Origin of the sequence: Micromonospora tulbaghiae, assembly GCF_900091605.1 — a bacterium.
Classification (GTDB): Bacteria; Actinomycetota; Actinomycetes; order Mycobacteriales; family Micromonosporaceae; genus Micromonospora; species Micromonospora tulbaghiae.
Genome location: NZ_FMCQ01000012.1, coordinates 157,922 through 173,896 on the forward strand (window position 1 = coordinate 157,922; position 15,975 = coordinate 173,896).

Here is a 15,975-nt window from a genome sequence, read left to right on the forward strand (position 1 = left end):
ACGCGGCCCCGTCAGCGTCTCTGGAGGAAGGCACGATCTGATGAAGCAGAACAGTGGACGCCCACCGGTCACGGTGGTGAAGTGCGGCGGTAACGGCGACGTGGACGCCACCGCGGTGTGCGAGGACGTCGCCGAACTGGTCCGGCAGGGCCGGCGGGTGGTGGTGGTCCACGGCGGGTCGGCCGACATCGAGGACCTGGCGCAGCAGCTCGGCGTGCCGCAGCGCAAGCAGGTCGCCCCGGACGGGGTGAGCGCCCGGCACACCGACGAGCGTACTCTGGACGTGGTCACGCTCGCCCTGGCCGGCCGGGTGAAGCCCCGCCTGGTGCGCAGCCTGGTCGAGCAGGGGGTCCGCGCGGTCGGCCTCACCGGGATCGACGCGGGCCTGCTGGTCGCGCGCCGGAAGAAGGCCCAGCGGGCGGTCGTCGACGGCCGGGTCGTCCTGGTCCGCGACAACCACTCCGGCGTGGTGGACACCGTGGACGGTGAGTTCCTGGGCACCCTCCTCGACACCGGTGCGGTACCGGTGATCTCCCCGCCGGCGATCACGCCGGACGGCGAGATCGTGAACATCGACGCCGACCGGGCTGCGGCGGCCGTCGCCGCGGCGCTCGATGCCGAGTCCCTGGTGCTGCTGACCGGCGCCCCGGGTGTTCAGCAGGATCCCGGCGACGAGCACTCGGTGCTGCCGATCTGTCACGTGCCGCCGGCCGGCCGGCCGCCCAGGTGGGCACGGGGCGGGATGGCCCTGAAGCTGGTCGCCGCCCGCGAGGCCCTGCTCGGGGGCGTGCGTCGGGTGCTGGTGGCGGACGGCCGCTGCCGCGGCCCGGTGCGTCGGGCGCTGTCCGGCACCGGCACGCAGGTGGCCCTGGAGCAGCCGGTCCTGGACCAGCCGGCCCGGCAGGAGTCCCTGGCGAGGGTGTCCTGATGAGCGCCCCGTCCGATGTGGACCTGCTGGAGGAGATGGTCCGCATCCCGTCCCCCTCCGGCGCCGAGCACCGGCTGTCGGCGTTCCTGGCCGAGGCGATGACCGGGCTGGGCCTGGACGCGCACGTCGACGAGGTCGGCAACGTGGTCGGCGTGACCGGGACCGGCGACGGGCCCACCGTGGTCCTGCTGAGCCACCTCGACACCGTGCCGGACCCGATGACGCCCCGCCGGGAGAGCGACCGGATCATCGGGCGGGGCGCGGTGGACGCCAAGGGTCCACTGGCGGCCATGGTGATGACCGCCGCGGCGTCCACTGACTTCCCCGGCCGGCTGGTGGTGGCCGGCGTGGTGGAGGAGGAGACCCCCGGCTCGCGTGGGGCGATGCACGTGCGCGCCACCTGGCCCTGCCCGGACGCGGTGGTGGTGGGCGAGCCGAGCGGCTGGCAGAACGTGGTGATCGGCTACAAGGGCAAGCTGGACCTGCGGTACCGGGTGCACCGGGCGGCGACCCACCCGAGCAACCCGGTGGAGAAGGCCACCGAGGCCGCCGCCGCGTTCTGGCGCGACGCGGTCGCCGCGGCCGGGCCCGAGGTCAGCCACGCCGCGTTCGACCTGCCCGGCGTCACCCTGGTGGCGATGTCGGGCGACACCACCGACGCGACACTGGAGCTCAGCTACCGGACCCCGGTGGGGTTCGACGACGCCGCGCTGCTGGAGCGGCTGCGTAGCGTCTCCCGCGGCGGCGGCCTCGAACTGCTCAACTCCGTCTCGGCGGTACGCAGCGACCGGCGTGACCCGGTCGTGCGGGCGCTGACCGCCGCGATCCGCGAGGTCGGCGGCACGCCGCGGCCGAAGCTGAAGACGGCGACGTCGGACATGAACACCCTGGCCGAGGTCTGGCCGGTGCCGATGGCCACCTACGGGCCCGGCGACAGCAGCCTCGACCACGCCGCCGACGAGCACATCCTGATCGACGACTACCGGTGCGGCATCGAGGTGCTCCGCCGCGCCGTGACCGACCTCGGCCGCCGCCAGCCGGCAGCTGTGGGTTTCCCTTCCGCCATCAGCCCTGGAGGCCGATCGTGAGCGATTTGATGAAGCGGCTGGCCCGACTGCCCGCGGACCGCCGCGCGGAACTGCTCGCCCTGCTGCGCGACGACGAGCCGGACACGGCCGCCGGTCCCACGCCACGCCAGCGCGGTGACAGCTCGCCGCTGTCGTACGCCCAGGAGACGCTCTGGTTCCTGGACCGGCTGGCCCCCGGGCAGCCGACGTACAACGTGCCGGTCTGCTTCCGGCTGCGGGGCCGCCTGGACGCGGACGCCCTGCGCACCGGCCTGGCCACCGTGGTGGCCCGGCACGAGTCGCTGCGGGCCCGGATGGCCGACGGGGACGACGGGCCGGTGCAGGTGGTGGCGGCCGAGGTGCCGGTGGAGCTGCCGGTGCAGGACGTCACCGGCGGTGCGGAGGCCGCCGTCGAGGCAGCCCGGGCGCTGGCCCGGGAGGCGTTCGACCTGGGACGCGCGCCGCTGTGGCGGGCTCGGCTGATCCGGGTCGCCGACGACGACCACCTGTTCGTCTTCGTCGTGCACCACGTGGTCTTCGACGGGTGGTCGCTGGGTGTGTTCGTCCGCGAACTGGGCGAGTGCTACCGGGCGGCGGTCGACGGGGACCGGGCCGACCTCGAGGCGGTGCCGTTGCAGTACGCGGACTACGCGTTGTGGCAGCGGGAGTGGCTGCGCGAGGAGAACCTGGAGCGGCTCACCGGGTTCTGGCGGGAGCGCCTCGACGGGGCGCCGGTGCTGGAGTTCCCGACCGACCGCCCACGGCCGGCGGAGGCCACCTACCGCGGCACGTTCATCCGCCGGTTCCTGCCGGTGGGCGGCCCCGGCGCGGTGCAGCAGCTGGCCCGTTCGCTGGGCACCACCCCGTACAGCGTCTACGTGGCGGCGTTCTTCGCCCTGCTGCACCGCTACACCGGCCAGGACGACCTGGTCATCGGCTCGCCGACGGCGAACCGGCAGCACTCGGAGGTGGAGGCGGTCGTCGGGTTCTTCGTCAACATGCTGGTGCTGCGCGCCGACGTGGCGGGCGACCCGACCTTCCGGGAACTGGCCGGCCGGGTCACCCCCACCGTGCAGGAGGCGTTCGCCCACGGCGAGCTGCCGTTCGAGAAGCTGGTCGAGGCGGTGCGCCCGGACCGGGATCCGTCCCGCTCGCCGATCTTCCAGATCGCGTTCACCTTCCAGAACGCCGAGGGTGAGGTCACCCTGCCCGGCCTGGAGACCGAACGGGTCCTGCTCAGCCCCGGCACCTCCCGCTTCGACATGAGCTGGAACCTGTTCGAGCGCGACGGCGGGCTGGACCTCAACGTCGAGTTCAACACCGACCTGTTCGATCCGGAGTCCATCGAGCAGGTGATGGCGCACTACGGGCGGCTGCTGTCCGCGGTGGTCGCCGACCCGGACCGCAAGGTCACCGAGATTCCGCTGCTGGACGAGCGGGAGCGGGAACGGCTCCTGCACGAGTTCGACGGTCCGCGCCGCGAGCGGCCGGACACCACGGTGGTGGAGCTGTTCGCCCGGCAGGTGGCCGAGCGTCCCGACGCCGTCGCCGTGGTGGTCGGCGACACCGAACTGAGCTACGCGGAACTGGACCGGCGGGCCGAGGAGATCGCGGGCCGGCTGCGCGCTGCCGGCGCCGCGCCGAACACCCTGGTCGGGATCTGCCTGCCCCGGGGCGCCGACCTCGTCGCCACGGTGCTCGCGGTGCTCCGCTGCGGAGCCGGCTACGTGCCGCTGGACCCCGGACATCCGGCGGCCCGGATCGCGGCGATCCTGACCGACAGCGAGGCCGTCGCGGTGGTCAGCACCACCGGAGCGGGCGGTGCGCTGCCCGCCGACGGCCCGGCCGTCGTGCACCTCGACCGCCCGGCCGGGGACGGCCGGGCGGAGGTGGCGGCGGTTGCCCCCGCCCCGCACGACCTCGCCTACGCGCTCTACACCTCCGGCAGCACCGGCACACCGAAGGGGGTGCTCATCGAGCACCGCGCCGTCACCAACTTCATCGCCTCGGTGCAGGAGCTGTTCGACCTCACCCCGCAGGACCGGGTGCTCGGCTTCGCCGCTGTCACCTTCGACGTGTCGGTGTTCGAGATGTTCGCGGCCCTGCTCACCGGCGCCCGCCTCTACGTGGTGCCGGACGAGGACCGGCTGGAGATCGACAGGTTGCAGGCGCTGCTGGAACGCGCCGAGATCACCGTGATCGACCTGCCGCCGTCGCTGATGGCGCTGCTCGAACCGGAGCGGCTGCCGAAGCTGCGCATCGCCTTCGTCGGCGGCGAGGCGTTCCCGGGCGAGCTGGTCAACCGGTGGAACCAGGGCCGGCGCTTCTTCAACGGCTACGGCCCGACCGAGTGCACGGTCACCATGGTGGTGCAGGAGTGCGCCGGCACCTGGGACACCTCGCCCCCGATCGGGCTGCCGATGGCCAACCACGTGGCGCACGTGCTGGACCCGCACGGCGAGCCGGTACCCGTCGGCGTCCCCGGTGAGCTGGTGATCGGCGGGCTCGGTCTGGCCCGCGGCTACCTCAACCGGCCCGAGCTCAGCGCGGAGAAGTTCCTCGACGACCCGTTCGGGACCGCGCCCGGCGGCCGGCTGTACCGCACCGGCGACCTGGTCCGCCGTCAGCACGACGGCGCGCTGGTGTTCTGCGGCCGGATCGACCAGCAGGTGAAGATCCGCGGGCTGCGGATCGAGCTGGGTGAGATCGAGGCCGTGCTGAGCCAGGTGCCCGGCGTGCGGCAGGCAGTCGTGCAGCCGTGGGCGGACGACCGTGGCGAACGGCATCTGGTCGGCTACCTGACCGGTGAGCCGCCGGCCGACGAGCGACTGCGCGCGGCGCTGGGCGAGCAGTTGCCGCCCTACATGGTTCCGGCCTACTTCGTCCGGGTCGCCGACATCCCGTTGACCACCAGCGGCAAGGTCGACCGGCGTGCGCTGCCGGCGCCGGAGAACACCCAGGCGGCCACCGGCGAGGTGCGCTACGCCGACGAGACCGAGGAGACGCTGGCCCGCGAGGTGGTCGGGCCGGTGCTGCGCCTGGAGCAGGTGGGCCCGGAGGAGAACTTCTTCACCCTGGGCGGGCACAGCCTCGGCGCCGCGCAGGTGGTGTCGCGTATCCGCCGGCAGTTCGGGGTGGAGGTCGGGCTGACCGACTTCTTCCGCGCCCCGACCGTACGGGGACTCGCCGCGCTGGTCCGCACCGCCCAGGCCGGTCAGCTCAACGACGACGACCTGCTGCGGATGCTCGAGTCGATGAGCGACGAGGAAGCGGCTGCCATGCTCGCCGCCGAGCAGGGGCAGGCGTCGTGACCTCCGTACCGTCGGCCGGAGCGGTGCGCGAGGCGGGGGCGGACGTCACGCTCTCACCGGCCAAGCGGGCCCTGCTGGCCCGGCTGCGGCACCGGTCGGTGCCGCAGCCGGATGGTCCGGCGGTGCTGCGGCCCGGCGCCGGCCGCCCCGGCCTGGTGCTCGTGCATCCGGTCGGCGGCGCGGTCCTCTGTTACGCGGCGCTCGTGTCCGCTCTCGGCGGAGACGAGCCGGTGTGGGGCTTCGCTGCGGACCGGCCGGCCGACGACCTGCCCGACGCCGGCCGCCTCGCCGGTCTCGCCGAGCGCTACCTGGCCACGCTGGACCTGGCCGAGCGCCGGTGGGTCTTCGCGGGCTGGTCGTTCGGCGGCGTCGTCGCCTACGAGATGGCCCGCCGGGCCGGCGGGACGGCGGTGCTGCTGGACACGGCGTACCCCGGGTCGGATCCACCGGAGGACGAGGCGGCGATCCGCCGCTTCTTCCTGCACGACCTGTGCCGCACCGCCGGCCTGCCGCCACCCGAGCCGGCGGCCGGGGCCGGCGGGACCGAACCGGGCGTGGCCGAACTGGCGGCGCGGGCCGGCCTCACCGCCGACCTGACCGCCGCGGAGATCGAGGCCCGCTACCGGGTCTGCCGCAGCAACGCGCTGGCGTTGGCCGCGCACCGGCCCGGCCGGTACGAGGGTCCGGTCTGGTACGTCCGGGCCGGCCGGTCGCCGGACCACGGGCCGGCCTGGCGGCAGGTGGCGCCGGATCTGCGGACCCGCTCGGTGCCGGGCGAGGACCACTACACCCTGTTGGGCGCCGGCCCGGTCGGCGCGGTCGCGGCGGTGGTGCGGGAAGCGTTGCGCCGCGCGGATCGAGGAGAGTGACCGATGGAGACCAGTATCGACGTCGACGAGGGCCACGAGCGGTTCCGCCGGTCCGTGCGGGACCGGCTGGCCGACCCCGAGCTGCGCCGTGAGCTGGCCGCGCTGCGGGCCGGCGGGCAGTCGGAGCCGGACGCCCGGGAGGTCTACCGCCACCTCGGCCGGCTGCGGCTGCTCGCGCCGAACTGGCCCGAGGAGTACGGCGGGGACGGCCTGGGGCACAGCGCCGCGGCGATCGTCTACGAGGAGTTGGTACGCGCCGACGTGCCGGACACGTTGCACGTCAACACCATCCAGATCGTCGCGCTGTTCCTGCTGCTCGCCGGCACCCCGGAACAGAAGGCCGCGCACCTGCCCGCGATGGCCCGGGGGGAACGCTTCGCCAGCGTCCTCTACACCGAGCCGGAGGCGGGCTCCGACCTGGGTGCGCTGCGGACCACCGCCACCCCCGACGGTGACGGCTGGCGCCTCGACGGGGTCAAGGTGTTCAGCCTCAAGAGCGACATCACCGATCTCGGCCTGTGCGCGGCGCGTACCGGATCGGGCGCGGGCCGGTACGACGGCATCACCCTGTTCCTGGTGGACCTGCACGCCGACGGGGTGGCGCGCAGCCGGATCCCGAGCATCGCCGACGAGCAGTTCCACCGGGTCGAGCTGACCGGGGTGCGGGTCGGGCCGGAGGCGGTGCTCGGCGAGGTCGGGCAGGGCTGGCCGCTGCTGTCGCAGGCGCTGGCGATCGAGCGGACCGGCCTGGACTACACGCTCAAGGCAGAGCGATGGTACGAGGCCGCGGTGACGGGACTCGGCCGCGACGACGACCCCGCCGAGGCGGCGCTGCTCGTCGACGCCGGCCGGTTCGACGCCCGGCTCGCGGCCAGCCGGACGCTGGCCTGGTCCGTGCTGGCGAGGCTGGAGGCCACCGACACGGCCGACGAGGCCGCCACCGCTGTGGCGAAGCTGTACAGCAGCGAGCTGGCCCAGGAGGTGGCCGGCTGGGCGGTCGGCGTGCACGGGCTCGGCTACCACCCGGCGGTGCTGGGGCGGCGGCGGGCGGACGTGCTGGAGGCGGCGTACCGGGAGGCGCCGGGCCTGACCTTCTCCGCCGGCGCCTCGGAGGTGATGCTCCAGATCATCGCGAACCTCGCGCTGGACGACCCGGACCCGGCCGCCGGTGGCTCCTCCGACCCGATGCGGGACCGGCTGCGGCAGGTGATGCGCGGCCGGCTCGCCCGGGTGCCGGTGGACGCGGCGGGCGCGGACCCGCAGGCCGCGTGGGACGCCGTACGGCGGGGCGGGGCGTGCACGCTGGACGTGCCGGTTGCGGCCGGCGGTATGGAGCTGGGACTCGGCGCGGCGGTGGTGGTCGCCGAGGAACTCGGACGGGCGGCAGCCGTCACGCCGTACCCGGCGGTGGCGGCGGCGATCGACGCGGCGCTGGTCGGCGGTGCGTCCGAGAACCTGCTCGCGGAGCTGGTCGCCGGCGCGGTGCCGGCGGACATGGGGGGTTTCGACCGGGTGTCGGTGACGGCGGTCCCGGACGGCGACGGGGCGTGGAAGGCGTCGGGTGCGATGCCCGTCGACGGCACGGACGTGGCAGTGCTGCTGCCGGTCGCCGTCGAGGGCGGCACGGCGCTGGCGCTGCTGCCGGCCGGCAGCACCGTGCCGTCGGCCGAGATCCCGGGCGTCACGGACGCGGCCGGGGCGCGCATCCCGGGTGAGCGGGTGCTCTGCCGGGACGTGGCCCTCGACGACTGTCCGGAGGGCGTCGTCGGGCGGGCCCGCATCCGCCAGGCCGCCCTGCTGCTCGGGCTGGCGCAGGGAGCGTTGGGCGAGGCGGTGCGGCACACCGGCGCCCGGGAACAGTTCGGGCGGCGGCTGCGCGACTTCCAGAGCGTGGAGTTCGCGCTGGCCACCGCGTACGCGGAGGTGGCCGCGCTGCGGCTGCTCGTGGAACGGGCGGCGGAGCTGGCCGACGCGGACCGTCCGTTCGGCGTGGCCGGCACCCGGGCGCTGGCCCTGGCCGCGGAGACGACGTTGGAGGTGACCCGGCTGGCCATGCACGTGTGCGGCGCCCGTGGTCTCACGCCGCAGCTCCGGGTCGCGCCCTACTACCTGCTGGGCCGGTCCGAGGCGGTACGCCTGGGCCGTCCGGCGGCGCTCTGGCACGAGCTCGGCGCCCGGGCGGTGGCGCGTTCCCGGCGAGATGACAGTGGCGGCGCCGCCGCCGACGCAGCGCCCGGCGCGGGCGCGGATTGACGAGGTGAACCGATGTCCGTGTACCGACTTTCCCATCTGGAGGCGCTGGAGGCCGAGGCGCTGCACGTGCTGCGTGAGGTGGCGGCGGAGGCCGACCGGCCCGCGCTGATGTTCTCCGGCGGCAAGGACTCCATCGTCATGCTGCATCTGGCCCGGCTCGCGTTCTGGCCCGCGCCGGTGCCGTTCCCGGTGCTGCACGTGGACACCGGGCACAACTTCCCGGAGGTGCTGGCCTTCCGCGACCGCCTGGTCGAGGAGTGGCGGCTGCGTCTGGTCGTGTCCTCGGTGCCGGAGATGATCGCCGACGGGCGGATCGTCGAGCCGCCCGGGGAGCCGTCCCGCAACCGCCTGCAGACCCCGGCGCTGCTGGAGGCCGTCACCCGGCACCGTTTCGACGCGCTGTTCGGCGGTGCCCGTCGCGACGAGGAGAAGGCCCGGGCCAAGGAGCGGGTGCTGTCCTTCCGGGACGAGTTCGGCCAGTGGGATCCGAAGAACCAGCGGCCGGAACTGTGGAACCTCTACAACGGACTGCTGCGGCCGGGGGAGCACCTGCGGGTGTTCCCGCTGTCCAACTGGACCGAACTGGACGTGTGGCAGTACATCGCCGAGCGCCGCATCGAGGTCCCCTCGATCTACTTCGCGCACAAGCGGGAGGTGTTCCGCCGGGACGGGATGATCTTCTCGGTCGGCCCGTACCTGCCGATGCGGGACGGGGAGAGCAGCGCGGAGGAGCAGGTCCGGTTCCGCACGGTGGGCGACATGAGCTGCACCGGCGCGGTGAGTTCGACGGCCACCACCGTCGAGGAGGTGCTGCGTGAGGTGGCCGCGAGCCGGCTCACCGAACGCGGGGCCACCCGGGCCGACGACCGGGTCAACGAGAGCGCCATGGAGGACCGCAAGAGGGAAGGGTATTTCTGATGGACCTGCTCCGGATCGCCACCGCCGGCTCGGTCGACGACGGCAAGAGCACACTGATCGGACGGTTGCTCTACGACACCAGCGCCGTGCCCGAGGACCAGCTCGACGCCGTCGAGCAGACCAGCGAGCGGATGGGCGCGGACGAGGTGAACCTCGCGCTGCTCACCGACGGCCTGCGCGCCGAACGCGAGCAGGGCATCACCATCGACGTCGCCTACCGCTACTTCGCCACCGCCCGCCGCAAGTTCATCATCGCCGACACGCCGGGGCACGTGCAGTACACCCGGAACATGGTCACCGGCGCCTCCACCGCCAACCTGGCCGTGGTGCTCGTCGACGCGCGGGTCGGGCTGACCGAGCAGAGCCGCCGGCACGCGTTCCTGTGCTCGCTGCTCGGCGTGCCGCACCTGGTGCTGGCGGTCAACAAGATGGACCTGGTGGACTACGACGAGGCCGTGTACCGGCGGATCCGGGACGAGTTCACCGAGTTCGCCACCCGGCTGCGCATCCCGGACGTGACAGCCATCCCGATGTCCGCGCTGCGCGGTGACAACGTCGTGCACCGGTCCGCGCGGATGCCGTGGTACGAGGGCCCGCCGCTGCTGCACCACCTGGAGGAGGTGCACGTCGCGTCCGACCAGAACCTGGTCGACCTGCGGCTCCCGGTGCAGTACGTGATCCGCCCGCGCACCGACGAGCACCACGACTACCGCGGCTACGCGGGGCAGGTGGCCGCGGGTGTGGTCCGGGTCGGTGACGAGGTGGTCGCGCTGCCCAGCGGGATGACCAGCCGGGTCACCGCGATCGACGGTCCGCTCGGGCCGGTGGAGGAGGCGTTCGCGCCGATGTCGGTGACCGTACGACTGGCCGACGACATCGACGTGTCCCGAGGCGACCTGCTCGCCCGCCCCAACAACCAGCCGCGCGCCACCCAGGACCTGGGCGCCGTGGTGTGCTGGATGGACACCGCGCGGCTCACCGCCGGTTCCCGGCTGCTGGTCAAGCACACCACCCGGGTGGTTCCGTCGATCGTCACCTCGCTGCGGTACGGCATCGACGTGAACACGCTGCACCGGCACGACACCGACGAGCTGGGGTTCAACGGCATCGGCCGGATCGGCCTGCGGACCACCCAGCCGCTGATGTGCGACGACTACCGGCTCAACCGCTCCACCGGCTCGTTCATCCTCATCGACCCGGTCTCCAAGCGGACGGTGGGCGCGGGCATGGTCCGCGCCTCCGGCTGATCCGCCCGGCCCGACGACGGCCGGTGTCCCCGGACACCGGCCGTCGTCGTGCGTGCGCCGCCGTGCCGGTGTTCCCGGTGCGACGCCGGCCCCCGCACGGTGCTCCGTGCGGGGGCCGGTGGGGTGGTGCTCAGGCGGCGTCGGCCAGCTCCAGAACCTCACGGACGACCGTGGCACGACGGCGCAGCCGGTCCGCGGCCGGGCCGGCCAGCAACGCCTCGGCGAACAGCCGCACGGTCGGCCGGCTGAAGAACAGCGCCGTGTCCACGTCGATCCGGAGCAGGTCCCGGAGCACACCCATCGCCCGGGTCACGGTGAGCGAGTGCGCGCCCAGGTCGAAGACGTTGGCGTCGGCGTCGACCCGGGCGACGCCGAGCAGGTCGGCCCAGACCATGGCGAGCACGGCCGTCACGTCGTCGGCCGGCGCCGGTGCGGCCGTACCGGCATCGGCCGGTGTGTCCGTCCCCGTCGCGCGCAACCGGGCCCGGTCGACCTTGCCGTTGGGCAGCAGCGGCAGCTCCGCGACGGGCACCAGCCGGGCCGGCACCCACGCCTCGGGGAGCTGCGTACGCAGCCGGTCGACCAGCGCCGCCGGGTCCGGCTGCCCGTCGTGCACCACGTACCCGACGAGCACCGACTCGCCGTGACGCTCCTCGGCGAGCACGCACGCCTGGCGTACGCCGGGCTGATCGAGCAGGGTCCGCTCCACCTCGCGCGGCTCCACCCGGAAGCTGCGGATCTTGACCTGGTCGTCGGCGCGGCCGACGAAGACCAGGTCACCGGCGGGGGTCAGGACACAGACGTCGCCGGTGTCGTAGACCCGCCCTCCGGTGAGATCCGGCCGGCCGGGCGGATGGGCCACCGACTGGAAGCGCTGCCCGGTCTGCTCGTCGTCGCCGAGATAGCCGCGGGCCACCCCGGCGCCCCCGATGAACAACCGGCCGGGAACGCCGACCGGAGTGGGGCCGCCGTCCGGGTCGCGCAGCTCGGCCCACACGTGTGACAGCGGCGCACCGAGGGAGACGTCCCGTCCCGGCCGGGCGGGTGCGGCACCGGCGAACGCGCCGACCGTCGTCTCCGTCGGCCCGTAGTGGTTGTAGACCCGCAGCTCGGGACGGAGGGCGCGGAGCCGCTCCAGCAGCGCGGGGTCGAGCCGTTCCCCGCCGAGCACCAGCGTGCGGGCCGGGAGGCAGCCGGGCCCCTGCGGGTCGGCGAGCAGCGCCGCCAGGTGGGACGGGGCCATCTTGACCAGGTCGACTCCGGCCGCGCGCAGGTGGGCGGCGAACCGGCCCGCGTCGAGACGGGCGTCCGCCGGGACGGCCGCGACAGTGCCGCCGTGGGCCAGGGTGGGGAACGTGGCGGTGTAGCCGAGGTCGGCGCCGATGCCGGCCGGGCTGGCGGTGGTGACGCCGGGGCCGAGGGAGAGCAGCGCGGCGACGGAACGGGCGTACGCCGACAGTTGCCCGTGCTCCACCGCCACGGCCTTCGGCGTCCCGGTGGAGCCGGAGGTGAACAGCACGTACGCCAGGTCGCCGGGGCCCCCGGCGGGAACCGGCGACGGACCGGGCGGCGCCGGGGCGTCGAGCGGCAGGACAGGCACGTCGGTCAGCGCCGACCGGTCCGTTCCCGGCCCGGTCAGCACGACGCTCGCGCCGGCCCGGTGCACGAGCGTGCGGATCCGCTCCGGCGGCAGGGCCGGGTCGAGGGGCAGGAAGGCCGCGCCGGCGGTCATCGCGGCCAGCGCACCGGTCAGGAACGACGTCAGGTCGTCCGCGAGCACGCCCACGATCGGCTGCGTCGCCGCGGCCGGGAGGTGGCCGCGCAGCGCCGCCGCGTACCGGAGCATGTCGGCGCGGAGCGCGCCGTAGGTGCGGACGGCCGGGCCGTCGACGATCGCGCGGGCGTCCGGGTTCTCCGCGCCGTGCCGCAGGACCGCCAGGTGGCAGGGCTCGGCCGGCGGGTCGTCCAGCCGGTCGCCGGTGAGCCGGCGGCGGATCCACGCCAGCTCCTCGTCGCCGACGACGTGCGTGACCGGTCGCCCGGCGGCGACGGCATCGGGGATGCGCGTCAGCACGGTGTGCAGTCGCTGCGCGAACAGCTCCGCGGCCCGGCGGTCCAGGTCCTCGGCGTGGACGTGCACGGCGGTGGCGGGACGCCCGGCGATCCGCAGCGCGGCGGCCGTGCCGGCGCGGACGGGGCCGTCCCCGGCCGGTGCGGGGGACCAGCACACCAGGGGGTCCGGCGCCGGGGCGCCGTCCGGGGTGTCGACGGCCGCGGCGCGGATCCGGTCGAGCAGGTCCGGCACGGTCGGCGGCTCCGCGAGGTCGACCGGGACGGTTCGCCGGCCGGCCGGCCCGCTCAGGACCAGTTCGCCCGGGTGCCGCAGGGCGAACTGGACGATCGCGGTCGCGGCGGCGAGTACCTCGTCCTCGCCGGCGGCGGCGGCCGTGGCCGCGTCGCGCAGCGCCCGGACCGTGGCCGGCGGCAGTGGCCGGGCGAAGTTCCCGGTGGCCGGGCCTGCCGCGCGGACGGGGGCGGCCGGGGTGGGCCGTGCATCGGTAGTGCGCACCGTGACGCTCCTTGGTCGACAGCCCGGTGCCGGCATCGCCGGCACCGGGCGGGGACGGACGGGGTCTCTTCTCAGCACCCGTGATTCAGATCGGCAATTGTCGATGCGACGCCGGTCAGGTGCGGTTCCCGCAGCATGCTGTAGTGCGTACCCGGCACCCGCCGGTGCTCGACCCGGGCGAGGTTCGCCTCGATCCACCGACGCGCGTGGTGGTCGCCCGACCCCTCCGCGGTCAGCAGCGACACCACCCCGTCGTACGGCGCCGGGCGGTAGCGGCGGAACGCCAGCGCGTTGGCCCGGAACACCGCGCTGCGCCGGGCCATCTCGTCGACCGCCTCGGCCGGCACGAGCCCTCGCTCGCGGAGCGCGGCCAGGACGGCCGCGGTCCGCTCCTCGGGCGGCAGCTCGGCGAGCCGGTCGCGGTCCAGCGCCGGCACGTCGGCGTCCTGGAGCGCCGCGACGTCCTCGGCGAAGTCGATCAACAGGTCGGTGTCGTCCGGCAGCGGGCCGTCCCCGGCCGGGGACGAGGTGTCCATCAGCAGCAGCAGCTCCACCCGCTCGCCGTCCCGGGTCAGCCGGCGGGCCATCTCGTAGGCGACCATCCCGCCGAACGACCAGCCACCGAGCCGGTACGGCCCGTGCGGCTGGCGGCGGCGCAGTTCCGCGACGTACCGGGCCGCCATCTCCGGCAGGTCCGTGCACGGCTCGCCGTCGTGCAGCCCCGCGGCCTCGAAACCCCACACCGGCAGGTCGGTGGGGAGCAGCGCGACCAGTGGGAGGTACGGCACGACCGAGCCGCCGACCGGGTGCACCAGGTGCAGTGGTGTCCGGCTCCCCTCGGCACGCAGCGGCACCAGCGACGAGGCCGTCGCCCGATCCGCGCCGCCGGCGCGGACGGTGTCGATGGTGGTGGCCATGGTGGTGAGGGTGGGGTGGGTGTAGAGGGTGCGCAGGGGGAGGGTGATGTGGAAGTGGTTGTGGATGTGGGTGATGAGTTGGATGGCGTGGAGGCTGTTGCCGCCGGTGGTGAAGAAGTTGTCGTGGGGTTGGGGGTTGGGGTTGTTGGTGAGGGTGGTCCAGATGGTGGCGAGGGTGTGTTCGGTGGGGGTGTGGGGTCGGTGGTGGGTGGGGGTGTGGGTGGGGAGGGGGAGTTGTTTGCGGTCGATTTTTCCGCTGGTGGTGAGGGGGAGGTGGGTGATGGGGGTGATGGTGGCGGGGATGAGGTGTAGGGGGAGGTGGTCGGTGAGCCAGGTGCGTAGGTCGGTGGTGAGTTGGTCGGGGTGGGGGTGGTCGGTGGTGATCCAGGCGATGAGGTGGGGGGTGGTGTGGGGGTCGGGTTGGTGGGTGCCGGCGATGGCGTGGGTGATGTGGGGGTGGGTGGTGAGGGTGTTTTCGATTTCGCCGAGTTCGATGCGTTGGCCGTTGATTTTGACTTGGTGGTCGTTGCGGCCGAGGTATTCGAGGGTGCCGTCGGGGTTCCAGGTGGCGATGTCGCCGGTGCGGTAGAGGCGTTGGCCGGTGGTGGGGTGGGTGATGAAGGTGTGGTGGGTGAGGTCGTCGCGGTGGTGGTAGCCGCGGGCGAGGCAGGTGCCGGCGAGGTGGAGTTCGCCGGGGATGCCGATGGGGGTGGGTTGGTGGTGGGGGTCGAGGACGTGGCATTGGGTGTTGGCGATGGGTCGGCCGATGGGGATGGTGGGGTCGGTGTGGTGGGGGTGGCATTGCCAGTAGGTGACGTCGACGGCGGCTTCGGTGGGGCCGTAGAGGTTGTGGAGTTCGGCGTCGAGGTGGGTGAAGAAGCGGTCGCGGAGGTCGGCGGTGAGGGCTTCGCCGCTGCAGAAGACGCGGGTGAGTGTGGTGGGTGCGGTGGTGGTGTCGAGGTGGTTGAGGAAGTGGCGGAGCATGGCGGGGACGAAGTGGACGGTGGTGATGTTCTCGCTGGTGATGGTGTGGGTGAGGTAGGCGTTGTCGCGGTGTCCTTCGGGTCGGGCGAGGACGAGGCGGGCGCCGACCATGAGGGGCCAGAAGAACTCCCAGACGGAGACGTCGAAGGTGTAGGGGGTTTTCTGCAGGACGGCGTCGTGGGCGTGCAGTGGGTAGGTGTGTTGCATCCAGCGCAGGCGGTTGTCGATGGCGCGGTGTTCGACCATGACGCCTTTGGGTTTGCCGGTGGAGCCGGAGGTGTAGATGACGTAGGCCAGGTTGTCGGGGGTGACCGTGGTTTCGGGTGGGGTGTCGGGGTGGGTGGCGACGGTGGGCCAGTCGGTGTCCAGGGCCAGGTGGGTGGTGGTGTCGGGGAGCCGGTCGGTGAGGTGGTGCTGGGTGAGCACGACGGGCACGTCGGTGTCGTCGATGAGGTAGCGCAGGCGTTCGCGGGGGTGGTCGGGGTCCAGGGGGACGTAGGCGGCGCCGGCTTTGAGGGTGGCCAGTAGGGCCACGACGAGTTCGGTGCTGCGCTGGGCGCAGATGCCGACGAGCCGGTCGGGTCCGGCGCCGAGGTCGATGAGGTGCCGGGCGAGTTGGTTGGCGCGTCGGTCCAGTTGCGCGTAGGTGAGGTCGGCGCCGGCGTGACGCACGGCGACCGCGTCGGGAGTGCGGGCGGCCTGCCGGCTGATCGTCTCGTGCAGACACGCCGCGGGTCCGTAGTCCACCGCCGTGTCGTTGAACGAGTCCAGCAGCCGCTGTTCCTCCTCGTCCAGCAACGGCAGCCGACTCACCGGCAGCCCCGGATCAGCTACCGCAGCGGCCAGCACCCGACCCAGATGAGCGACCAACCGCCGAACCCGACCCTCCCCGAACAACTCCGTCGAGTACTC

Annotated in this window: 9 protein-coding genes; 7 read left to right on the forward strand and 2 right to left on the reverse strand. The window is 73.8% G+C overall.

The features are described 5' to 3' along the window. The first annotated feature begins 40 nt into the window (after positions 1–40). Genes GA0070562_RS28260 through GA0070562_RS28290 form a run of 7 tightly spaced genes read left to right on the forward strand, consistent with a single transcriptional unit; the run spans position 41 to position 10,593 of the window. Positions 41–928 (forward strand): [LysW]-aminoadipate kinase, encoded by an 888-nt coding sequence (locus tag GA0070562_RS28260; protein ID WP_091427642.1) that lies wholly within the window; start codon positions 41–43, stop codon positions 926–928. Further along, a complete protein-coding gene (locus tag GA0070562_RS28265) occupies positions 928–2,016 on the forward strand; it encodes a M20/M25/M40 family metallo-hydrolase (protein ID WP_091427645.1) in 1,089 nt (362 codons plus the stop codon). Before GA0070562_RS28260 ends, GA0070562_RS28265 begins: the two co-directional genes overlap by 1 nt. Continuing rightward, positions 2,013–5,306, forward strand: coding sequence for a non-ribosomal peptide synthetase (locus GA0070562_RS28270; protein WP_139135509.1), 3,294 nt, complete (start codon positions 2,013–2,015; stop codon positions 5,304–5,306). Before GA0070562_RS28265 ends, GA0070562_RS28270 begins: the two co-directional genes overlap by 4 nt. Continuing rightward, a complete protein-coding gene (locus GA0070562_RS28275) occupies positions 5,303–6,175 on the forward strand; it encodes a thioesterase domain-containing protein (RefSeq protein ID WP_091427649.1) in 873 nt (290 codons plus the stop codon). The genes GA0070562_RS28270 and GA0070562_RS28275 overlap by 4 nt, the downstream gene beginning before the upstream one ends. A 3-nt stretch (positions 6,176–6,178) precedes the next feature. Continuing rightward, a complete protein-coding gene (locus GA0070562_RS28280) occupies positions 6,179–8,428 on the forward strand; it encodes an acyl-CoA dehydrogenase family protein (protein ID WP_091427651.1) in 2,250 nt (749 codons plus the stop codon). Positions 8,429–8,440: 12 nt separating this feature from the next. Then, positions 8,441–9,346 (forward strand): sulfate adenylyltransferase subunit CysD, encoded by a 906-nt coding sequence (cysD, locus tag GA0070562_RS28285; RefSeq protein ID WP_091427653.1) that lies wholly within the window; start codon positions 8,441–8,443, stop codon positions 9,344–9,346. Further along, positions 9,346–10,593, forward strand: a complete 1,248-nt coding sequence (locus tag GA0070562_RS28290) for a sulfate adenylyltransferase subunit 1 (protein WP_091427656.1) — start codon at positions 9,346–9,348, stop codon at positions 10,591–10,593. The genes cysD and GA0070562_RS28290 overlap by 1 nt, the downstream gene beginning before the upstream one ends. A gap of 130 nt (positions 10,594–10,723) precedes the next feature. Here GA0070562_RS28290 and GA0070562_RS28295 read toward each other — a convergent pair whose 3' ends face one another. Beyond that, positions 10,724–13,162, reverse strand: coding sequence for a non-ribosomal peptide synthetase (locus GA0070562_RS28295; RefSeq protein ID WP_091427658.1), 2,439 nt, complete (start codon positions 13,160–13,162; stop codon positions 10,724–10,726). A gap of 71 nt (positions 13,163–13,233) precedes the next feature. Beyond that, a complete protein-coding gene (locus GA0070562_RS28300) occupies positions 13,234–15,933 on the reverse strand; it encodes an amino acid adenylation domain-containing protein (protein WP_217493446.1) in 2,700 nt (899 codons plus the stop codon). Positions 15,934–15,975 lie beyond the last annotated feature (42 nt).